The organism is uncultured Massilia sp. (genome assembly GCF_913773735.1).
In the GTDB taxonomy this organism is placed as follows: Bacteria; Pseudomonadota; Gammaproteobacteria; order Burkholderiales; family Burkholderiaceae_D; genus Telluria.
In genome coordinates, this window is record NZ_CAJYEB010000002.1 from 98,279 (window position 1) to 119,284 (window position 21,006).

Genomic DNA, 21,006 nt, shown 5'->3' on the forward strand with positions numbered 1-21,006 from the left:
CCTTTAAACGGCGGGACTGAAATACTCCTCGTTGTTCTATTACAAAGGAGCATCAAATGTCCCCCCGTATCATCCGCATCGCACAGCTCGCTACCACCCCGAAAAAATCCGGCATCCTGCCTGTCAGCCCGGCCACCATCTGGCGCTGGGTCCGTGATGGCAAGTTCCCCCAGCCCTTCAAACTCGGTGCCAGCGTGACCGGCTGGCACTCCGATGAAATCGAGGCATTCGTCGCAGCGTGCCGCAAGGAGTCGTCGAAGTGAACGGCACCTTTGCAACCAACGCCACCATGTCGCCGGCACACCAGTCTGCGCTCCAAATGGCTTCCTTGGGGATCCCGGTATTTCCTTTGTGGGGTGCCATCGATGGCAAATGCGCGTGCGGTGAGGCAAGCTGCCCTCACCCGGCCAAACACCCGCACCGCACCGCTTCGTTCAAGGAAGCGACTACCGATCCGACCGTCATCAACATCTGGTTCAGGGCACCTAATCTCAATGTCGGCGTACGCACCGGTGTTGAAATTCTCGACAGCGGCAAAATGCTTGTGGTTGCCGACATGGATGACTACAAGGAAAGCGGCACCGATGACTTCGATGCGTTGATTGCCGAGAATAGCGTCCTGCCTGAAACCGCTGAAGTATTGACGGGCGGCGGCGGCCGTCACTTGTACTTCTGGGCAGATAAAAAGCTGGCCTTTGCAGGCAAGCTCGGCCGTAATATCGAGTTCAAGGTCAATGGCTATGTCGTTGGTCCTGGCTCGCTGCATGTGTCCGGCAAACGCTACGAATGGGAGGCATCCAGCGACCTGTTCGACAACCAAGAGATCGCAGACCTCCCGCAATGGATCGTCGACAAGTTTGCAAAAGGGCTGCGCGATGACCGCTTCGCCGTCGCTGTCGGAACCAACACGCTGTCGGACAAGGACTTGATCGAGATTCGGTGTGCGCTGGTGTACATCAAAGCCGATGACTACTACGATTGGATGCGTGTGCTGATGGCCTTGAAAAGCACGGGCGACGAAGTCCAGGGATTTGCAATTGCAGATCAATGGAGCCGCCGTAGCCCGAAGTACACCGTCGAAGGCATGCGCCAAAAGTGGCAACAGATCAAGCCGGAAGGCGGTATCACGCTCGGTACGCTCATCGACATGGGCCGCAAAGCCTATGCAGACGAGGCCAAAAAGGTGGATCTCTCGTTCCTGCTGAAAAGCCTGGACGGCGTGATCGCATGGCTTCCCCCTGAGCCTCTCACGCTGGAAGTCGAGAACATTCCGTATCCCATCGACGCTTTGCCGGCGATTGTCGCTGACGCCGCGATCGAAGTGCAGCAGTTCGTCCAAGCTCCTATGGCAATGGTGGCCTGCTCGGCGATGGCCTCGGTCTCGGCAGCGTGCCAAGCTCGAAATGACGTCGAGCGTGCTCGTGGGCTGGATGGACCGAGCAGCCTGTACTTCTTGTCGGTGGCTGACTCGGGCGAACGTAAAAGCACGCTGGACGGCCATTTTTCGAAGCCGATTCGCGATTACGAACAACGGCAAGCGAAGGAGGCCGAAGCTAACATGAAGGAATACACGGCGGACTTGGCCCACTGGACGAGCGTGAAGAAAGGGCTTGAGCAGGCGGCGACCAAGGGGGCAGAACACTCCGACAAAGGGAAAAGCAGCGAGAAAGATTTGCGGCAACGGCTCCGTGAGCATGAGCAGCAAAAACCCGCTGCGCCCGTCATTCCTCGTCTCATCTATCGCGACGCCACGCCTGAAGCATTGCTCCACTGCATCGCCAAGGAATGGCCGTCGGCTGCCCTGATGTCGTCTGAAGGCGGCATTGTGTTCGGTGGTCACGGCATGAGCAAGGAAAGCATGATGCGCAACCTCGCCACTATCAATGAGCTGTGGGACGGCAAGACGATTCGCACGGACCGTCGTGCTGCCGACTCGTCGTATAGCGCTCATGGCCGCCTGACTGTCGCCATTCAAGTCCAGCACTCCGTGCTGAATGCATTCCTTGATGCGAGCGCCCAGCAAGCACGTGGCAGCGGCTTTCTCGCACGATTCTTGGTCGCGGCTCCCGAGTCGACCCAAGGTAAGCGCATGTTCACCGAAGCCCCGGAGCACTGGCCGATGCTGGAGCGCTATCGCGCACGTATCACCGAGCTGCTGAACCTGCCGCAATATATCGAGGATTGCCGCGTGAATCCTGCCCTCTTGCATCTGACGCAAGAAGCGAAACGCGTATGGATCACTTTCCATGACGAGATCGAAGTGCAACTGGATGACGACGGCGAGCTGCGTGACGTCCGTGACGTCGCCAGCAAAATCGCGGACAACGCCGCTCGATTGGCTGCGCTCTTCCACGTTGTTGCAGGAGCCACGGGCGATATCGATGACAACACCATGAGGAATGCCTGCCGCATCGCACGTTGGCACCTGAACGAGTCGCGACGCCTGCTCAACACCCCAGCCACTCCTGCGGCAAGCAAAGCAAAGCGCTTGAACGACTGGCTCGTGACCAAGTTCAAACAACAAGATATCGTGAAAATGTCGTTCACGGACATCCAGCACAATGGTCCCGCCGGGATGCGCAAAAAGGAAGACTTGAATCCGGTCCTCGATATCCTGGTTGAACTGGGCCGCGTCAAGATGACGGTTGGTGCACCCCGCATGGTGCACGTCAACCCGGCATTGCTGAAGGAAGGCCCGCCGAACAAATAGATCCACGCGACGCGAGCCGCTGCTACAGCGATTCCTGCGATTCTGCTAAAGGAAGCATCTACAACCTGAATCGTCGTCGCAGAATCGCAGGAATAGCAGTAGCAGCGCGGCCAAGGAAAAGTCGAGCAGGCTGCCACAATCACGACGAATTTTTTCTTGGGCAAGAATCCAGCATCAGGGTCAAAGACAAGGGGGAAACGGCGGCGATGTGGAAAAGATGGGGGTGGGAGAATTAGAGAATTCAGAGGTTTTTTACGTATTATTTACCTCATTTCCCCTATGACAGCCCCCGCTAATTGCATTCTCAGAAGGTTATGAGAATGCTGGAGAGGGTTGCGTTCTCGTGCCTGTAGCGCGGCGGTGAATTTGGGGGGTGGAGGACTGATGCGGCCCACGATGTGCCTCACGCGCGCGCGCGGCGACCTGCCCCCGTGTGCCTACAATCTGTAGCCTCTGTGTCCTGACCGCCTGTGTCTTCGTTTTCAATTTGCTCAGGCAGACGTGCCCGCTTATTGTCTTGGCCGCGAGCTGCTGATTCCCCCATAACTCTGCCAGTTCACACAGATTTTTACACAAGTCAGTGTGAAACCCTCATGAATGCTGAACTGCCGGCTTCCTAATTTAGGAATTGGGCAATGCGTTATGCCGAATAGCTTGAAAAAACGACCGGATGCACTCCAGGCATCAAACCGAGTGCACTACACCTATTAATCGAGGTTTCGCCCTGTTCGAGGTGCCGGCATGAATCCGACGCCATCGCCAAGGCCTCGCCATGCGCATCGCAGGCCGCGACGTAGCCCAACGGGCCGGCGTGGCCTACAAGCCCGCCATCGACACCCTTGGCCGCATTATCGACGCCGGCCTCGTCGTGCGCTTCGGCCGCAAGTACAGCGCCGTGTGGCGCTCGCCGGCCAGCCGGCCGCCCACCCGCCCGACGCCCTCGCGGCCGTCGAGGCAGCGTGGCGGACGACCCCCACCCCCGAGGGGGGAGGCTCGAGCCCCCCCCGGCCTCGTGAACATTTATCGACGCTCCCGTCAAAAATTTTTCGGCCATAGAAAAGTCGAAAAATTTCTTTGGCGCGCGTCTACAAAACTCGCTTGAATTCCTTGGGTAGGAGTAATGGTTTTTATCGACTACATAATGCAAGTGCTGTTAGCATATATCGAATATTGATTAAATACTGTATTTATATACAGTAAATAAATAACGGTATGTACCCTTCACGCCAAGTGGTATCTAATTGATTTGCTGATGTGTCACGAGGCGATGCGCGTGCTCAGTCTGCTATCAAGTCGTTGGTCGTGGAAGCATGCCCATCATTAAAATATGTATGGATACGACACAATCCCTGAATACTACGCTACCTGGCGCCGCTCCCTTGCCGTTCGACGCAACTTTGCTATTCAAGGCGCTCCAGTACCAGCTGCTCGTCGCCGTAGAGTACTGCTACGACCTAGCGCCCGATGAGTCTCTGTGGCTTGAAGTTATGGGTGATGTCACGGTTCCTGGCAAAACACAGACCGAGGTCAAGCTCTACTCTGACAATCTCACTGACAGTCACGCCAATTTCTGGAACACCCTGAAAAACTGGCTCCATGAGAATTTTGATCGTACGTCCTTCAAGACGCTGGTGCTGCTGACGACGCAGGAATTCGGTGCACAAACCTTGCTTAAGGGATGGAACGCGGCTTCAGCAGCAGAACGGCTGTCGATCATGGAGCACATCGTTGCGGGCTCGCAGGCCAATGCCGGCAATCAGGCATCAAACGAGCCGGAGGTAGACGAGGGGGCCAATAAGCCCTCGAAATCTCAGAAGCTTCAACAGTACGTAATGGATCCTAAGCGCCGGGATGCATTGATGGAAGTGTTGGAGCGGATGCAGATCACGACCGGTGCAGAATCACTGGAGCAACGCCTGAAGAGCTATGAGACCCGCCACCTCAAGCCTATCCGACCGTCTAAATACCGGCCCCTCATCCACGAGTTGTTGGGATTCATGTGCAGCCCAGATCTTGTGATCAATGGATGGCAGATCACGTACCAAGCATTTACTGACAAATTGTCAGAGCTAACGCACCGGTACATGAAACACCCAAAAACCTTTCCTTCAGTGGACATGGCGGCGCTCAAGAAGAGCATCGACATCGAGGAAATTCGGCCCATGCGATTTGCGCATAAAATTCTGGAAATCGGCGGCGAACAGCAGTTGAAGAGGGCAGCGCTGCACAGGGTAGTCGCCCAGACCACGATCTCCGATCTGTACACCGACGGTGTGCTGTTCAAACCTATGATGGATCTCTACCTCAGCAATCATCTAACTCAACACAAGTATGGGCGTGAGCTAGCCATGGTGGATTGTGCTGGAATCACCTGTTCGACCGAGCTAAGCACCAGATCCATGAAGTTTTTTCTTATGCGCAACGGCTTGCCTACCGATTCGTTTTGCGGCCTGGAACACACGATGCCCGAATTCCGTAATGGCATTTATCACATGCTTGCAGGAGAACAACCTGAGGATGAGGATGATGAGTTTCACTGGAGGCTCTGGTGATGACCACGCAAGTCTCTGACCACCTGTACACCCTGCACAGAACGCCTTTCGCACTGGCACCCGTCATCCAGAGTTTCTATCAGCACTGGGAACCGGTTGAGAAGGATATTTTGCTCAGCTATCTGATCCTTCCCATCGTCACCTACAAGCCAATGCATGCCTTCTTGAACAGGGCTCGGCGTGACAGCTCGATTCGAACCATGGCTTCAGATGCTGAGAGGCTTATCGGCCTGGCGATGCGTGTGGAGGAGTTTAAACCCATCACCAACGCTGCCATGCTGATTCTGACTGCTGAGAACAGTTTGGAGATCACCCCCGAGCTGTCGGTACGGTCGCTCCAGAAGCCGCAATCCATCAATTCGGACAAATCGTTGTTGAAGTACAGCCAGAAGCTGGCCATGGTGCTTTCTGGTGAAAACGTTGTTTCTATCTACAGGATGTTGGGAGTTAAATCGCTATGAAGTGTTACGTAAGCTACCTCGGTGTCGTGGACAAGGATAATGACGTTCACTACGTACTTCTCGCTCCAGGTCTCAATATCATCACCGGTAAGTCCTCTAAAGGTAAGAGTGCCATCCTCGATATCTTCGATTACTGCCTGGGCAGCTCGGAGGACACGATCCCTGAGGGCATCATCACGGATCGCGCCAAGTACTTCTTCACCGTGCTGCGCTTTGCGACCATGGCCGTTGTCGTAGGGCGGGTAGCGGCCAGCAACCGGTGCTTTCTGCGCGAGATTTCCGGGCCAGCAGTGGACAACGTTCTTCCTCTGGTTGAGGACGTAGACACCTTTTTTGCCTCGAATTTCTTTCAGCCAAAGGCCGATTTTCTGAAGAGCTTGGGTCGGTATTTCGGTGTTACTCTAGAGAACATCGACACCGATCCTTTGCAGCAGGAAATGACTGGCAAATGGAGTCCGACGCCCTCCGTTCGGAGTTTCCCATCCTTCATGCTGCAGCATCAGAACTTGGTGGCTAACCGGCATGCGGTCTTTTACCGCTTTGAAGAAAAGCGCAAACGCGACCAAGCCATCGATCACTTCAAGATCTTCATGGACATCGTTGGTGAGGACTACTTCGACCTTGCGAAGCTGCGCACCGAGGCCATGTATGAATTCAAGCGTGCCAAGGCGCAGATCCCAAAGCAGGACAAGATTAAGGCTGATTACATCACCGAGATCGACACCCTGCTGAAGGAGTATCAGGCTTTGGCCGGCCTGCCGTTAACGGAGCTCACGGCTGAGGAAATCTGGACGAAGCCTAAGCCAGCACTGGAGCGCCTCACTGGTGCTTCGGTCCGGGTAGATGGCCTGTCCAATGCATTTGAAACTCGACGCAACGAACTGCACGACCGCAAAGCTGAATTGATGGCCAGCATTCAGAAAGCGCTCAATACCCGCTACCTGCTGAACGTCTCTACTGAGCAGGCTACAGGCTTTGCCAACTCGGTAACCACGCTACCAATACCTAAGGCCGCCAACCTTGAACATGCGGTCTGCCCCGTTTGCGCGGCGCAGTCGGATGTGGCTGAGGATGAAGCGAACAAGCTGTCGGCAGCGATTCACTGGCTGAACGACGAGCTCAAGGTGTCCACCTATGCTCGCGAAGGTTTTGGAGAGGAGCGCCGGGCAGTCGATGCGGAACTCAAAAAACTTCGCAAGGAATTGGCACTGGTTGAGCAGGCACTGAAGCCGCTTGATCAGGAAGCTGACCGGCTTGAGAAGTCTAAGTCCGTGGATGGTGCTGCTCAGAAGACCAAGATCAAGTTGGAGCTCACCATTGAGAAGCGGATTGCGAACCCACCGTCAGAAGCCAAGGCGATGGTCGACTTCTGGGAAAAGGAGGTTGAAAAGTACGATCTGCAGATGGCCCAGTTCGATGTGGAGTCGAAGCTGTGGGCGCTGGGAAACGACATCAACCAGAAAATGAAGGCGTTCGGCAAGCACTTCGACTTCGAAGAGACATACAAAAATGGCTCTCTGAAGTTTGATGTCGATACCTTCGATCTCTGGCATGAAAAGCCCATTGCTGGGGGGCATGTGAAAAAGGTGTTTCTGCGCTCCATGGGCAGCGGTGCAAACTGGCTGTACTCGCACCTGACGCTGTTCATGGCACTGCATTACCAGTTCGCTGCGCATCCCAAGTGCAAGGTGCCGCCAATCCTTTTCTTGGATCAGCCGACGCAAGTCTACTTCCCTTCCACCGACAATGCTGAAGCCTTCAAGGCCGATGAGCTACGCGGGGATCGGAGTACCACCAAGACGGTCGATGAAGACGTAGACGCTGTATCGAAGATGTTTACTAACCTGGCTAACTTCTGCGACACGACGTTCAGGGAAACCGGCGTCAACCCGCAGATCATTGTTTGTGATCACGCAGATGGCCTGCCGATGCAGGGCAACTATGTCTTCGAGGACTTCGTCCGTGCGCGTTGGAGAACGCGCGGTTTGATTACCGAGTAACTGAACATCAACCAAGAAGGGGACAAATTTATATTCCGTCCGTCCCTTTGGCCCGGTTTACGTCGCCTGTGAACGCCTGTAATGGGTCGAAAGCGGCACGCATTGGACGACTGCAACTGGCCAGGAGCAAACCTTCAGTTCCAAACGTGAATGGCCGAGCCAAACCCATGGCAACAAGTGATCCTTGCTCAACGACCGAGTTCCGCCATTAATAACTGGATGACAATATTGTTTAAGCACAATAACGAGAGGCAAACGCTTATGCAACGAGAGCTTTATAAGCGCACGTATTTCAATGAGGGGGAAATCCCAAAGTGGCGCTGCCCAACCTGCTTAACAGGAAGACTAACTTTACATGAAAAGCTTTTTGTAGCTGACAATGCTGCAACGCGCAGAGATATTAATGAGGACTATTTCGACGCTGAACAGATCAGTCGGGTTTTTACCGGTGCCCTATGCTGCGCTAATTGCGGGGAAACAGTTGTATTCTCTGGCAGCGGCGGCGTAGAACGCGAATATTCTCACGAAAATGATGACTACGAATGGGTCAACTATTACGTACCTCGTTTCTTTTATCCAGCGCTGAAAATAATTGGTATGCCAGAACACGCATCCATACCAAAAGATATGGAAAAAGCGATCTCAGCATCTTTTTCGGTGTTTTGGAGCAATCTAGACTCCTGTGCCAATCGACTAAGAACAGCAATCGAGTTGCTCCTCGACAGCATGGCTGTTGTCCGGAAAGTAAATCCAAACGTAACGAAGGAGCTGACCTTGCATCAGCGCATCGAACGGATCGATAGCGTGCAATATCCCCATGTCCAACAGATGTTGGAGGCAATCAAGCTCGTCGGCAATGACGGATCACATGATTTAGGCCAAGTTCCCCGCGAGGATATTCTTTCTTGCTACGAAATCTTGGAGCATGCTCTGGAATTGGTCTATCCGCCACCCAGCAAAACTCCGCTCATTGCACAAATGGCACAAAAACTGATTGATAAAAGTTCTACGAGGCAATAGTCTGTAGACTGATCACTCAGCAAAGTGTGGGGCATACGTAATACCTACGTTGTTAAGCGCGCGTTTCAGGTCGAGTCCGGCCTACCGTGACAGTCCGTGAACTACGCAACTTAACAAGCTGGTATGCTGGTTCGAATGACCGAGCTCGGCCATGAGCAGACGTCCCGCTTATACTCACTTTCCCTCAGGATGAACTCGTGACATGGACCAAGATCCATCCCCCTACCTGGCAATGAAGCAGCGCGGCGCATCCGCCGAGGAGGTATATCGGCAGGCTCGGGAGGACGGATTCAAACGACACGAGTGTCTCCTTTTGATAATGGGTGTTTTCGACCTCGAGATGTCCGTAGCTCGAGACATTGGGCATGGGATTTGGCGAAGAGACCAGGACCTACACCTGTGAGTGTCCGCAATGGGTCGGAAGCAGACGTAACATTAGGTCCGCACCCGGCCAGAAGCAGTCGTTCTGGGGAGACCCAAGTAATGGCAATGACGCTACGACTGAGCCAAATAGTGAACGGTTCAATCATTGGCCAGAAACGTCTACCGGAGTGGGGGAAGTCCAGAATGCCATCTCCGAGCCAGCATGATATGCAACGTTGATAAGCTTGCAAGCTTGGGTTCTGGTACGGTAGTCGCTCGGTCTGACGGCAGTGAACTAGGGTATTCTAGTTGTTCATCAGCTGTACGCATGACATGCGTACGCCTCCGCTTACGAAAGATGCGCTCATGAACAACAGGATATTCCCGGCTGCGGCCACCGAAAGCCATATCGCCGCGCGCATGGCGCCCTTCCAGCGCACCGCTTTGATGACAGCGCTAGCAATTGCCGTATTCACTCTGGCGCTCATGCCGATCGCGTCTGTCAAATGGCCGAGCGTAGCCTCTTTCCTGCCGGTCTACCAGGCGACGACGGTCGTCAGCTATGCCACCGTGGCTTACTTGATTTATGGTTACTTCAGACAGACTCGGCTGCATGCCTTGCTTTACTTGTGGGGTGGTTGCGTGTACACCTCCGCTGTCCTGTTAATACAATTTTTCTCTTTTCCTTCCGCGTTCGTTAACGACGTACGCCTAGTAGGCGGGACGCAAACGCCTAGCTGGCTCTGGTTCTTCTGGCACCTCGGCTCGACGGGCATGCTGTTCGGCTATGCCTGGTCGGAATGGCGCGTGCGAGGTCGCCTGGCACCGGACCCTATCGCCGCGTTCCGCACCTGCGCCATACTGACTGCCGGCGCGCTAGCGCTGAGCGTGCTCGCGGTGACGTTGTTCCACGACAGGCTGCCCGTAGTTGATGTCGCGGGCGACTTCAGCCGTATCACGAGTTCCGGTTACGCGCCCTTGATCCAGGTCATCATCGTGCTGGCGCTGTTCATGCTGTGGCGCGCGACGCGCTTTGCCACGCCGATGAGCGCTTGGCTCGGCGTGGCGATCGTTGCCATGGCGTTCGACAATGCAATCACCATGGCTGGCGGAGCGCGCTTGACGGCGGGCTGGTACGTTGGCCGCATCAATGCCCTCGTGTCTGGGCTAGTCATGCTGGTGCTATACCTAAAGGAAGTTAACCGCGTCTACCTGCGCGCGGCGTCCATGGCGGATGAGTTGGCCCTTGCCAACCAGCGTCTTGAGGGCGAACATGCACGCATGCTCAGCCTGTTCGAGCAGGCGCCCGGATTCATGGCGGTTCTAACCGGACACGAGTATCGCGTCCAGATCGCGAATGCGGCATTCCAGCGCTTGGTCGGCGACCGCGCCGTAATCGGCTTGCCAATCGGCGAAGCGCTGCCTGAACTGGCGGAACAAGGGTATCTCGACCTGATCGAAGGTGTACGCCTTCAAGGAAGGGCCTACGTTGGCGCCGGCCTGAAGCTGTCTCTGCGGCGCGACGAGCATGCTGCTTTGGAGGACCTGTATATTGACGTACTGTTCCAGCCCAATGGCGGCCTTCATGGCGAGGCCGGCAGTATCTTCATCCAGGGCAACGACGTCAGCGAACAGTGGCAGGCACGCCAGGAGGTCAATCGGCAGCAGAAGTATCTCGAGCAACTGGTTCGCGAACGCACGCAGAAGCTGGAAGACACGCAAACCGCCTTGCTGCACGCCCAAAAACTTGAAGCGATTGGCAAGCTGACCGGTGGCGTGGCGCACGACTTCAACAACGTCCTTCACATAATCAACGGCAACATCGATCTCATCAAAATGTGCACGCCGGGCAACGAGAAGGTGAGCCTGCGCTGCGAATCTGCACGAACCGCTATCCGGCGCGGCGCGAAGCTGTCGTCGCAGTTGCTGGCCTTCGCTCGCAAGCAGCCGCTACAGCCGGACGCCGTCAACCTTCCCGACGTATTCAACGCCATCGATCTGCTTCTCAAGCGCGCCGTTGGCGAGAAGATCGAGGTGAGCTTCGTTGCCTGCCTTGGGGTGTGGAACGTGTTGGTCGATCCGCAGCAATTGGAAAACGTCATCCTCAATCTGTGCTTAAATGCAAGTGACGCAATGCCCTCGGGAGGTGCACTGGCTATCCGGGTCGACAATGTCTGCAGGGATGACATCGAATTCGTGCGCCTGGCATTCACCGACACTGGCCACGGCATGTCCGCCGAGGTGAAGGCAAGAGCATTCGAACCCTTCTTCTCGACCAAGGGCGTCGGCAAGGGCACCGGACTAGGCTTGAGCATGGCATACGGCTTCGTCAAGCAAAGCGGCGGCCATATCGATATCGACAGCGATGTGGGGAAGGGAACGACGATCGATATCCTTTTGCCGCGCACCGACAAGCGCGCGCCGGAAAAGACGGCGGCGCCCAGTCTAGCTATCCGGGGCGGTACCGAAACGGTATTAGCCGTCGACGATGAGCAGGACATTCTCGATAATGTCGCCGCCATGTTGCGCGACCTCGGCTATCGAGTGCTGACGGCTGGCAGCGCTGATGCCGCGCTCGAAGTGATGGAGAGTCAGGAGCGGATCGACGTACTGTTCACCGACGTGATAATGCCAGGCAGCGTTAGCGCCACTAGCCTAGCCGAGCGCACGCGCCGGCGGCATCCTAACATTCGTGTGCTGTTCACCTCGGGCTACACCGAAAACGCGGTGATCCACAACGGTCGACTCGACGAGGGCATTAACTTACTGAGCAAGCCTTATGGCCGGGTAGAACTGGCGGGCGCCATGCGCGCCGTTCTGGCGACGCCCTCCTATGCGGGTGAGGTAGGCGTTACCTGATACGGCATTTCTGGCGCGCACCCAAGGTCGCGAACGGGCTAGAATCGATGCCGTCGATACAATCCCCAAAAAGGCATCACAATAGAAAACGAATCCGCGCTCTTTTCCAGCTCAGCAACCTGCTATTCTGACCCGACAGTCCGCTTTCGGCCAAAAGCGGACTTCCTTAAACGTCGGCTTCAAGAATCGTAATATGAACCTGCGGCAAGAACTAACTCCTCCATCTGTCGACGAGCGACTAATTGCTCGTCTCGCTGAGCTAGCAAATGCTCTTGACGGCAACCCGAGCGAGACGTTGCGGGCTGAGTTCAATAAACTCGCGGGCACGGACGTTCCGATGATTCTTTTTCAAGGGGTGTACGAGAGCGAAGATCATGCGAACTTTGTGCGGAGGGTCCTGCGCGAACAACGTATTAAGCCCGTACCTGATGTCACCCGAGATGAGCTAGTCGAAATTGTCCGGCGTGCGATGAAACCCGACAAGGCTGGGTTAAATGAGTCGTATATGGCTATCTTTGATTGCAACGTACCGCGACCTCATGCTTCGAATCTCATTTTCTGGCCAGCAGACTACGACCACAGTAGCGGCACCTGGGGCGGCGGCAAACCGATGAGCGACTACGATCCGAGCCCAGAGCAAATAGTCGATTGGGCTTTCGATATGACCCCTCTTCCTCGGTGAATTGTTCAAGACGAACGTCCGCAAAGGGTCGATAGCGGACGTACAGAACCGTGCTTCGGCAGCTAATATCGCGGCCGTGTTTCCAAAAGTCCTGATGCTTGTGCAACAAGCATAGCATTCGACATAGGGCGACACGCGAATGTTCAAGCGTTCAGCGGCCACGCCGGGCGCGAAGAACTTGACGAAGCGTGAGGTGCTGACCGTCGTTTGGGATGTCACCGTCGACTGGCATCCGAACAGTCAAGCAGCGATAACTACTCTCGCCACTGCCGAACAGCTTCCAGCGGATATTAAAAAGTACGCGGTCGAGTCGGATACGCCATTGAGCGAGGTTCGCGGGGTTATCCATATGGGTCGTGTCTACCTCGTTGTGCCAACATTCGCCGTCACTCTACGCGACCGCTGGCGCTGGCGAGGCCGACTCTCACCAAATGAGCTTTTTCTGCATACTCGTCAATGATTGCAATGATTCGCGGCACCGCATACTCAACCCATTCTTTATACTTCCAAATCGGGCGTGCACCCAGCAGCGTGTCCGTCGTCGAGACAGGCGTGGTGATGCTCTTGGTCGTGCCGTTCAAATTAAAACCATGGAAGTAAACTGTATTACCACGCATTTCCAGTTGCGGCATGAGGCGTGGTTGGCCGGCCTTGCCGTCCTTGCTGTTGGCCGAGAACACTGGCTTTACCTCGTCCCAGACAGCCGCAATCCCCGCATTGATGGAGTCGATGAACATCTGACCATATTGCAACCGCAAACGTCCAAACAGCTCTCTGCTCATCTTATGTTCGCGGGACAGCCGCTCCCTCATCTCCCTTGCTTGTACGGTTCGGATTGCTTCGCTCTGCTGTCGCTCCGTGTGCAAACGCCGCCTTTCCACCGCCTCAGGACTGTTATCTTCAATCCCACTCATATACGCTGGCAATGGTCCTTCCCACCGATCCTCTTCGTCTTCGTGATCTGTGGTCGGGCCAACGTCTTCCACATCGTCAAGGTCAGTGTCGCTAGTGTCTGTACTGCAGCCAACAACTTTGCCTGTGGCTTGAAGACGCAAGCGGCCTTCAAAGTAGCAGTTAATACCGGCGCCGGCCTCTACCAATGCCAAGACTTCTCTAAGCCGTTCCGCCGTCAATAATCCTTTTACCTTGATGTCCATTACGTCCTCACAAAATTAACCCTGCTCCGAAGCAGATTGCATACCGCACCACACTCTCAAATTAGAAGCACTATTCCGTCATACCGTTAGTCAAGGACGTGACATCCCCTTGTCATCAGCCTTCAAGCATGTGAACTGAACTTCCGCCTTCGGATAATTGCCGAGTACAAATGGCGGCTGCGCTTCAACCGCGTTAACGACTTGGAGCGATTTTCCTTGGCCCATGCAATAGGCGTTCGCTTCCTGGAACGCTTCGGCCTTCAGGCTGCCAGAGCCACTGAAGCCGGTGGCGGCTTGCCGGCTTACCATGTAGGTGTCCTGGCCGATGGGGACGATGCCGGTGTTGCTGGCGCAGGCAGTCAGCATAAAAACGGGGGCGAGAATCAGGCGCTTCAATTGCAGTCCTTTGCTAGTTGAATGGAACAGAGGTGAACCATCATTGCGGTACATGTACCGTCGTCTGGACGAAATTATATCTGGATGATTGCCATGTGCCCAACCTTTCACAAAATCGACAGTCGGCCGAACTACTCGCACTGGGAGGTGCGATCAGGCGCTTGCGCATGGAGCGCGACGTTTCACAGGAGCAGCTTGCCCTGTTGGCCGGTGTGGATCGCAGTTACTTGGGCCGAGTCGAACGTGGGGACAACAACCCGGCCGCGCTGACGATCATCAAGATCTCTGCCGCCCTGGGCGTGACCACGGCTGACCTTTTCGCCGCAGCGGACCTGTAAAACAAGAGGCTGTGTATGGCTTCACGACGGGCGCACTAGCCAGGCACCTTCCCCAATGCTATCTAAGTAGTAGATGGCGTAGGTCCATGGCTGTGCAAGCCACTTGCATCGCCAGAATACTGCGGCGGTGATCGGCTATATGCTGGCCACTTTCAGCATGGTAAACTCCGGTCGTCGCGCCAGATGAGGCTCGATGACACGAGGTAAGAGCGGGTAGCTACGCGAAGATTTGACGGTATTTTTGGCGGTATCTCTGCCGGATGAAAAGAAGAAACTCAGCATTCATGCGGGTTTCAGACCATTGTTCGATTCCGGCCGGAGGCACCATTCGCAAGCACCTCACCCGTCCCACGCTTCACCTCGTCATTGCGTGTCCTGCACGAACGCGATGCACACTCCCGACGGATCGAGGACCGAAAATTCCAGCGTTCCCCATGGCCGGTTGCCCAGTGCGCCGTTCGGATGCACGCATCCTGCCGCGCGGCAGCGTTCGTACAACGCTTCGATGCCGTCCACGCCGATGCGCAGGCTGGTCCAGTCGGCCAGGTGCTTGTCCTGGCTGGAAAACAGGTGCAGCCGGGCCGCGTCGCGGCTGACGATGGCGAACTGCGCCGGTTCGGCGTCGCGGTAGTCCAGCGCAAAGCCGAGGCTGTCGCGGTAGAAGGCGACCGCCTCCTCGACGTCGCGGGCCGGGATCAGGGGGGAAACGCCGAGGAAACGGGTGGACATGGGGCAGCCTGTGGTGGACGAAAATGCCACGATAGCCATCCGGCACGCCCGGCGTCAACCGGTATCGGCGTGCGCGGGCCGTGGCGCTAGCGCCCGCGACCCCAGTCGTCGTACTTGAGCTGGATGGCGCGCAGGCTGCCGTCGCGCTCCATCGTCGCCAGCGCCTCGTTCATGCGCGCCACCATGGCGTCGGGCATGGCGCGGTTGCAGGCCAGGTAGACGCGGATGGTGTTGAAGGTCAGCACCGGCGCCAGCTTGTTGCCGTAACCCAGGCGGTCCAGCGGCAGGCCGCGGATGATGCTGGCGGCCCACAGGTCGACGCGGTTCATGATCAGCTTGCGCGGGTTGGCCTGGTCGTCCGTGGCAGGGTCGACGTCGAAGCCGCGTGCGCGCAGGTACTGGTCGCGCGCGTCGCCGTTGTAGGTGCCGATGCGGTAGCCGCGCGCGTCTTCCAGCGTGCGCAAGGAAAAACTGCGGTCGGCGCGCCCCACCAGGATCCAGTCGGCCTCGCCGATCGGGCCGATCCACTTGAAGGTGGCTTCGCGCTCGGGCGTGCGGGTGGTCGAGTAGACGCAGCCGTTGGGGCGGTCCAGCGCCGCCATGTAGGCGCGCTTCCAGGGAAGCAGGTCGATGGTGTAGGCGGTGCCCGTGCGGGCCATGATCTCGCGGACGGTGTCGGTCCCGATGCCGACGACCCGGCCGGCTTCGTACATGGCGAAGGGTGCCGAGATCTCGGTCGTGATGTACAGCGCCGGCGCCGCCTGCGCATGCAGGCATGCCGCGGCCAACAGTGCGGCAAGAATCGTCGTTTTCATTCGTAGCGCACGCGAATTGGCGCCATCGGTCGGGGCGCCTCGTCAAAAGCATACCAGCAATGGCATGGCTGCGACAACGTATGTCTGACTGGAAACTTGCCGGTTGTGGCGCCGTCGCGACCCTCGGCATCGCCGCGGCCGTGCCGCACAGGGTCGCAGAAACATCGGTGGCACGCGGCGCCGATGTATCGATTTTTTCGATTTTAAACAGGAATGACTGATCGCTTTGCCAAGGTTGATATCGATACCAACGCCCGGACCAATACGATGAATCTATTGGCGACCTTGCGCCGCACAGACGATCCGTTTTTCATGAAACGTAATTTTTCAGTAACTCTTTGATGAATTTGGTGGCAGGCGCGCGACAACCGGCAACAAAGTCGCTTATATTAATGCCAAACAACAACACTTTCCTCTGTGAAAGTGACATACTGGTGTGCCTATAATTTCCTTTTGGAATTACTGATTTTTTCGATTTTATATGCCTTCCCTGTTCATCCTGCCCTCCGACCCGTCGCTGCTCAGCTACGGCATCTATACGCCGAAGCTGGTGCTGCTGTCGGTACTGGTGGCGATCTTCGCTTCCTGGATGGGCTTGCTGATCGCCGGGCAGGCCACGGCCAACCGTTCCCAGCGCTGGATCGTGCTCGGCACCGGTAGCCTGGCGCTGGGCATCGGCGTGTGGGCGATGCACTTCATCGGCATGCTGGCGTTCGACCTGTGCACCGACGTCGACTACGATCCCGTCGTCACCCTGGTCTCCGGCCTGCCCAGCATCGCCGCCTCGTTCGTCGCCCTGAACCTGATCGCGCGCGAACGCCTGGGCGGCTGGGGCATGCTGGCCGGCGGGGCGCTGGTCGGCGCCGGCATCGGCGCCATGCATTACACGGGCATGGAAGGCATGCGCATGAACCTGATGCTGCGCTACGATCCGCTGACGTTCGGCCTGTCGATCGTGGTGGCCGTGGTGCTGGCCACGCTGGCGCTGTGGGTGCGTTTCGGGGTGTCGCACCTGCGCCGCGTGCGTCCCTCGCTGCGCCTGCTGGCGGCCGGCATCGCGATGGGTTGCGCGATCTCGGGCATGCACTACACGGGCATGGCCGCGGCGCGCTTCATCGGCCATCCCGCGCCGGCGCAGGCCGGCGCCGGCGGCAGCACTTTCCTGGCCTTGGTCATCACCGCCATCACCGTCGTCTTCACGATCGTGGTGGTGGGCATCAACGGCCTGCTGCGCTACCGCCAGGTGTTCCGCGAACTGTCCAAGAGCGACGCCTGGATGCGCGCCCTGCTCACCACCACGGTCGACGGCGTGATCACGATCGACCGCAGCGGCGCCATCCTCGAATTCAATGCCTCGGCCGAGCGCATCTACGGCTGGCGGCGCGACGAGATCATCGGGCGCAACATCCGCATGCTGGTCGGCGACGGCGAGTCGGCCGAAGACGCCGGCCTGCTGCGCACGCTGGCGACCGGCGACATCACCGGGAACGCCAGCGGCGCCGAGGTCAGCGGCCGGCGCAAGGACGGCAGCATCGTGCCGCTGCGCCGCGCGCTCGGCCATGCGCGCCTGGACGGGCAGGAGCTGTTCGTCTGCTTCATCACCGACATCAGCGAGCGGCGCGCGATGGAACAGGCGCTGCGCGCCAGCGAGCGCCAGTTCCGTTCCCTGATCGGCAACATTCCCGGCATCTCCTACCGCAGCCTGGTCGAGGGCGCGCAGCCGATGGTGTTCATCAGCGACGCCGTCGAACGCGTCACCGGCTATCCCTGCGCCGACTTCCTCGGCGCCCGGCCGCGCCGCAACTTCGGCGCCCTGATCCACGCGGCCGACCGCGTGCGCGTCTCGGAAACCATCGCCGCCGCGCTGCGCGAGGACCGCCCCTACCTGGTCGAATACCGCCTGCTGCACGCCGACGGCAGCACCCGCTGGCTGTGGGAGAACGGCACCGGGGTGCGCAACGACGCCGGCGAGCTGCACTGGCTGGACGGCGTCATCCTCGACATCAGCGAGCGCCGCCAGATGGAAGAGGCGCTGCGCGACGCCAAGGAAAAGGCCGAGCAGGCCGCCGCCGCGCGCGCCAGCTTCGTGGCCAACATGAGCCACGAGATCCGCACGCCGATGAACGCCATCCTCGGCTTCACCGACGTGCTGCTGGACGGCGAACTGAATGCCGACCAGCGGCGCCACCTCGACACCGTGCGCAGCGCCGGCCGCTCGCTGCTGCGCCTGCTCAACGAGATCCTCGACACCGCCAAGCTGGAAAAGGGCGCCGTGGAACTCGAGCAGAACGACTACAACCTGCTGTCGCTGATCGACGAGCTGTCCTCGACGCTGGCCGCGAACGCGCGCGCCAAGGGCCTGCACGTCGACATCCAGTACGACCCGGCCCTGCCGACCTGCCTGCGCGGCGACGAGCTGCGCGTGCGCCAGGTGCTGACCAACCTGCTCGACAACGCGATCAAGTTCACCGAGCGCGGCAGCGTGACGCTGCGCGCCGGGCTGCAGGGCGAGCAGATGCACTTCGAGGTGCGCGACACCGGCATCGGCATCGCGCCGGAACGCCTGGCCGCGATCTTCGAGCCGTTCACCCAGGCCGACGCGTCGATGACGCGCCGCTTCGGCGGCACCGGCCTGGGCACGACCATCAGCAAGCAGCTGGTCGAGCTGATGGGCGGCCGCATCTGGGCCGAGAGCGTGCAGGGCCAGGGCACCACCTTCCACGTGCTGCTGCCGCTGGCGCTGGCGCGCTTCGCGCCGCAGCAGCCGCGCGCGCGCGCCGCCGCCGCCCTGCCGCCGCTGCGCGTGCTGGTGGCCGACGACGTGCCGCAGAACCTGGAACTGCTGCAACTGCTGATGGCGCGCCGCGGCCACACGATGACGGCCGTCGGCGACGGCGCCGCCGTGGTCGACCTGGCCGCGCGCGAGCACTTCGACGTGATCCTGATGGACTTCCAGATGCCGACCCTGGACGGCCTGGCCGCCACGCGCCTGATCCGGCGCCAGGCCGCCGCCGCCGGGCGGGCACGCGTGCCGATCATCGCGATGACGGCCAGCGTGCTGGCCGAGCACCGCCGCGCCAGCACCGAGGCGGGCATGGACGGCTTCGCTTCCAAGCCGGTCGACTGGTTCACGCTGTCGCACGAGATCGCGCGCGTGCTCGGCCTGGGGCCGGGCCAGCAGGACCACGACAAGATGCCGAGCCACGAGCGCCTAGACCTGAACCGCCACGCCGGCCTGCGCCGCTGGAGCGGCAAGGAAGACGCCTGGCGCGAGGCGCTGGCAGTGTTCCAGGTCCAGCACGCGAACCTGGCGCAGGCGCTGGGCGCGCTGGCCACGGCGGCCGACTACCGCGCGCTGCGCATGCTGGCGCACAAGGTGCGCGGCGTGGCCGCCAACCTCGGCCTGGAACGCCTGGGCGACGCGCTGGGCGTGCTCGAGGGCCTGGTCGACGGCGACAGCGGCCGCCTGTTCCCCGGCGCCGAGGCGACGCTGCACGGCGGCCTGGACGCCCTGGCACCGCTGCTCGAGCGCGCGCTGGCCGCGGTCGCCGCCGTGCAGCCGGCGCCGCAGGCCGCCCCGGCGCGCACGCCGCGCCCGCAGGCCGACCTGGAACGCGCGCGCCGCGCCGGCGGACAGTTGCGCGTGGCGCTGCGCCGCGGTGCGCTGGACGACGCCGCGCTGGCCGAACTGGCCGCGGCGCTGGGCAGCCATGCGCTGGCCAGCCGCGTGGCCCAGGTCCACGCCGCCCTTTCCGATTTCGACTTTGAACTGGCCCTGCAGCAGCTCGATGCGACGCTCGGCGCCATCGACGACATGACACAGGAGATCGACTCATGAGCAACGTCCACCTGCCGCTGATCCTCGCGGTCGACGACGAGGCCAGCAACCTGCAGCTGCTGCGCCAGATCCTGCAGGACCATTACCGCCTGCGCTTCGCCAAGGACGGCCAGCGCGCCCTCGCCCTGGCGCGCGAGGAGCGCCCCAACCTGATCCTGCTGGACGTGATGATGCCGGGGATGAGCGGCTACGAGGTCTGCGCCGCGCTGAAGGCCGACCCCGACCTGGCCGCGATCCCGGTGATCTTCGTGACCGCGCTGACCGATACCGACGACGAGCTGGAAGGCTTCGAGGCCGGCGCCGTCGACTACATCACCAAGCCGGTCAGCCCGCCGATCGTGCGCGCGCGCGTGCGCACCCACCTGTCGCTGGTGCGGATGGAAGAACTGCGCGCCTCGCGCCTGGAGATCGTCCAGCGCCTGGGCCTGGCGGCCGAGTACAAGGACAACGAGACCGGGCTGCACGTGATCCGCATGAGCCACTTCTCGCGCATCCTGGGCCTGGCGGCGGGCATGACGGAAACCGAGGCCGACGACCTGCTGCATGCGGCGCCGATGCACGACGTCGGCAAGATCGGCATTCCCGACCGCATCCTGCAAAAGCCCGGGCCGCTCGATCCGGACGAATGGAAGGTGATGCAGAGCCACGCCACCATCGGCGCCGAGATCATCGGCGAGCACGAGCGCGGCGTGCTGGCGCTGGCGCGCCAGATCGCCCTGACCCACCACGAGAAATGGGACGGCAGCGGCTACCCGAACGGCCTGGCCGGCGAACGCATCCCGCTGGTGGGCCGCATCTGCGCGATCGCCGACGTGTTCGACGCGCTGACGTCGGTGCGGCCGTACAAGAAGGCGTGGACGGAAGAGGAAGCGGTCGATTTCCTCGTCCGCCAGAAGGCAAAGCATTTCGATCCGGCGCTGGTCGACCTGTTCATCACGCAGCTGCCGGCGATCCGGGCGATCCGCCAGCGCTGGGCCGAGCAGGATGTCGTGGTCGAGGAACTCGCCTAGGGGTCAGAGCCCGGTGTTGCTTTCAAAGGGGCGCTGACCCCGGTGTTCATCCGCGACGCCAGCAGAACCGGCAATC

The 21,006-nt window shown here is 59.2% G+C and carries 15 protein-coding genes; 11 read left to right on the forward strand and 4 right to left on the reverse strand.

Annotation, left to right across the window (positions count from 1 at the left end):
• The first annotated feature begins 56 nt into the window (after positions 1-56).
• The 8 genes from QZ749_RS00830 to QZ749_RS00865 all read left to right on the forward strand — a co-directional run bounded on the left by QZ749_RS00830 (position 57) and on the right by QZ749_RS00865 (position 12,647).
• Positions 57-263, forward strand: a complete 207-nt coding sequence (locus tag QZ749_RS00830; protein ID WP_296942261.1) for an AlpA family transcriptional regulator — start codon at positions 57-59, stop codon at positions 261-263.
• Positions 260-2,710 (forward strand): DUF3987 domain-containing protein, encoded by a 2,451-nt coding sequence (locus tag QZ749_RS00835; RefSeq protein WP_296942263.1) that lies wholly within the window; start codon positions 260-262, stop codon positions 2,708-2,710. Before QZ749_RS00830 ends, QZ749_RS00835 begins: the two co-directional genes overlap by 4 nt.
• A gap of 1,331 nt (positions 2,711-4,041) precedes the next feature.
• Positions 4,042-5,262: a hypothetical protein gene (locus tag QZ749_RS00840; protein ID WP_296942265.1), complete on the forward strand. Its 1,221-nt coding sequence runs from the start codon at positions 4,042-4,044 to the stop codon at positions 5,260-5,262.
• Positions 5,262-5,723, forward strand: coding sequence for a three component ABC system middle component (locus QZ749_RS00845; protein WP_296942267.1), 462 nt, complete (start codon positions 5,262-5,264; stop codon positions 5,721-5,723). The genes QZ749_RS00840 and QZ749_RS00845 overlap by 1 nt, the downstream gene beginning before the upstream one ends.
• Positions 5,720-7,723: a DUF3732 domain-containing protein gene (locus tag QZ749_RS00850; RefSeq protein ID WP_296942269.1), complete on the forward strand. Its 2,004-nt coding sequence runs from the start codon at positions 5,720-5,722 to the stop codon at positions 7,721-7,723. The genes QZ749_RS00845 and QZ749_RS00850 overlap by 4 nt, the downstream gene beginning before the upstream one ends.
• A 150-nt stretch (positions 7,724-7,873) precedes the next feature.
• A complete protein-coding gene (locus QZ749_RS00855) occupies positions 7,874-8,743 on the forward strand; it encodes a DUF4145 domain-containing protein (protein ID WP_296942270.1) in 870 nt (289 codons plus the stop codon).
• A 729-nt stretch (positions 8,744-9,472) separates the two neighbouring features.
• Positions 9,473-11,965 carry an MASE4 domain-containing protein gene (locus QZ749_RS00860; RefSeq protein ID WP_296942273.1) on the forward strand — a complete coding sequence of 831 codons (2,493 nt, stop codon included), beginning with the start codon at positions 9,473-9,475 and terminating at the stop codon, positions 11,963-11,965.
• 193 nt (positions 11,966-12,158) lie between these two features.
• The gene (locus QZ749_RS00865) at positions 12,159-12,647 is read left to right on the forward strand and encodes a hypothetical protein (RefSeq protein WP_296942275.1); all 489 of its coding nucleotides are present in this window, start codon (positions 12,159-12,161) and stop codon (positions 12,645-12,647) included.
• 386 nt (positions 12,648-13,033) lie between these two features.
• On the opposite strand, the gene QZ749_RS00870 is transcribed toward QZ749_RS00865, so the two are convergent.
• Both QZ749_RS00870 and QZ749_RS00875 read right to left on the reverse strand, forming a co-directional pair.
• Entirely contained in the window at positions 13,034-13,804 is a 771-nt protein-coding gene (locus QZ749_RS00870; RefSeq protein ID WP_296942276.1) for a hypothetical protein, read from the reverse strand.
• Positions 13,805-13,894: 90 nt separating this feature from the next.
• Positions 13,895-14,254, reverse strand: a complete 360-nt coding sequence (locus QZ749_RS00875) for a hypothetical protein (RefSeq protein ID WP_296942414.1) — start codon at positions 14,252-14,254, stop codon at positions 13,895-13,897.
• Positions 14,255-14,295: 41 nt separating this feature from the next.
• On the opposite strand from QZ749_RS00875, the gene QZ749_RS00880 reads away from it, so the two are divergent.
• A complete protein-coding gene (locus QZ749_RS00880) occupies positions 14,296-14,538 on the forward strand; it encodes a helix-turn-helix domain-containing protein (protein WP_296942401.1) in 243 nt (80 codons plus the stop codon).
• Positions 14,539-14,901: 363 nt separating this feature from the next.
• On the opposite strand, the gene QZ749_RS00885 is transcribed toward QZ749_RS00880, so the two are convergent.
• Complete coding sequence (locus QZ749_RS00885; protein ID WP_296942278.1) at positions 14,902-15,267, reverse strand: VOC family protein; 366 nt, start codon at positions 15,265-15,267, stop codon at positions 14,902-14,904.
• A gap of 86 nt (positions 15,268-15,353) precedes the next feature.
• Positions 15,354-16,082: an ABC transporter substrate-binding protein gene (locus tag QZ749_RS00890; RefSeq protein ID WP_296942279.1), complete on the reverse strand. Its 729-nt coding sequence runs from the start codon at positions 16,080-16,082 to the stop codon at positions 15,354-15,356.
• 481 nt (positions 16,083-16,563) lie between these two features.
• Here QZ749_RS00890 and QZ749_RS00895 point away from each other — a divergent pair, with 481 nt between their 5' ends.
• Positions 16,564-19,920, forward strand: coding sequence for an MHYT domain-containing protein (locus QZ749_RS00895; protein ID WP_296942280.1), 3,357 nt, complete (start codon positions 16,564-16,566; stop codon positions 19,918-19,920).
• Positions 19,917-20,930 carry a two-component system response regulator gene (locus tag QZ749_RS00900; RefSeq protein ID WP_296942282.1) on the forward strand — a complete coding sequence of 338 codons (1,014 nt, stop codon included), beginning with the start codon at positions 19,917-19,919 and terminating at the stop codon, positions 20,928-20,930. Before QZ749_RS00895 ends, QZ749_RS00900 begins: the two co-directional genes overlap by 4 nt.
• Positions 20,931-21,006 lie beyond the last annotated feature (76 nt).

Coding starts and splice junctions, on each gene's coding strand:
- QZ749_RS00895 (WP_296942280.1), top strand. CDS start 16,564: ATGCCTTCCCTGTTCATCCTGCCCTCCGACCCGTCGCTGCTCAGCTAC.
- QZ749_RS00850 (WP_296942269.1), top strand. CDS start 5,720: ATGAAGTGTTACGTAAGCTACCTCGGTGTCGTGGACAAGGATAATGAC.
- QZ749_RS00830 (WP_296942261.1), top strand. CDS start 57: ATGTCCCCCCGTATCATCCGCATCGCACAGCTCGCTACCACCCCGAAA.
- QZ749_RS00855 (WP_296942270.1), top strand. CDS start 7,874: ATGGCCGAGCCAAACCCATGGCAACAAGTGATCCTTGCTCAACGACCG.
- QZ749_RS00840 (WP_296942265.1), top strand. CDS start 4,042: ATGGATACGACACAATCCCTGAATACTACGCTACCTGGCGCCGCTCCC.
- QZ749_RS00875 (WP_296942414.1), bottom strand. CDS start 14,254: ATGTACCGCAATGATGGTTCACCTCTGTTCCATTCAACTAGCAAAGGA.
- QZ749_RS00870 (WP_296942276.1), bottom strand. CDS start 13,804: ATGGACATCAAGGTAAAAGGATTATTGACGGCGGAACGGCTTAGAGAA.
- QZ749_RS00860 (WP_296942273.1), top strand. CDS start 9,473: ATGAACAACAGGATATTCCCGGCTGCGGCCACCGAAAGCCATATCGCC.
- QZ749_RS00845 (WP_296942267.1), top strand. CDS start 5,262: ATGACCACGCAAGTCTCTGACCACCTGTACACCCTGCACAGAACGCCT.
- QZ749_RS00890 (WP_296942279.1), bottom strand. CDS start 16,082: ATGAAAACGACGATTCTTGCCGCACTGTTGGCCGCGGCATGCCTGCAT.
- QZ749_RS00885 (WP_296942278.1), bottom strand. CDS start 15,267: ATGTCCACCCGTTTCCTCGGCGTTTCCCCCCTGATCCCGGCCCGCGAC.
- QZ749_RS00865 (WP_296942275.1), top strand. CDS start 12,159: ATGAACCTGCGGCAAGAACTAACTCCTCCATCTGTCGACGAGCGACTA.
- QZ749_RS00900 (WP_296942282.1), top strand. CDS start 19,917: ATGAGCAACGTCCACCTGCCGCTGATCCTCGCGGTCGACGACGAGGCC.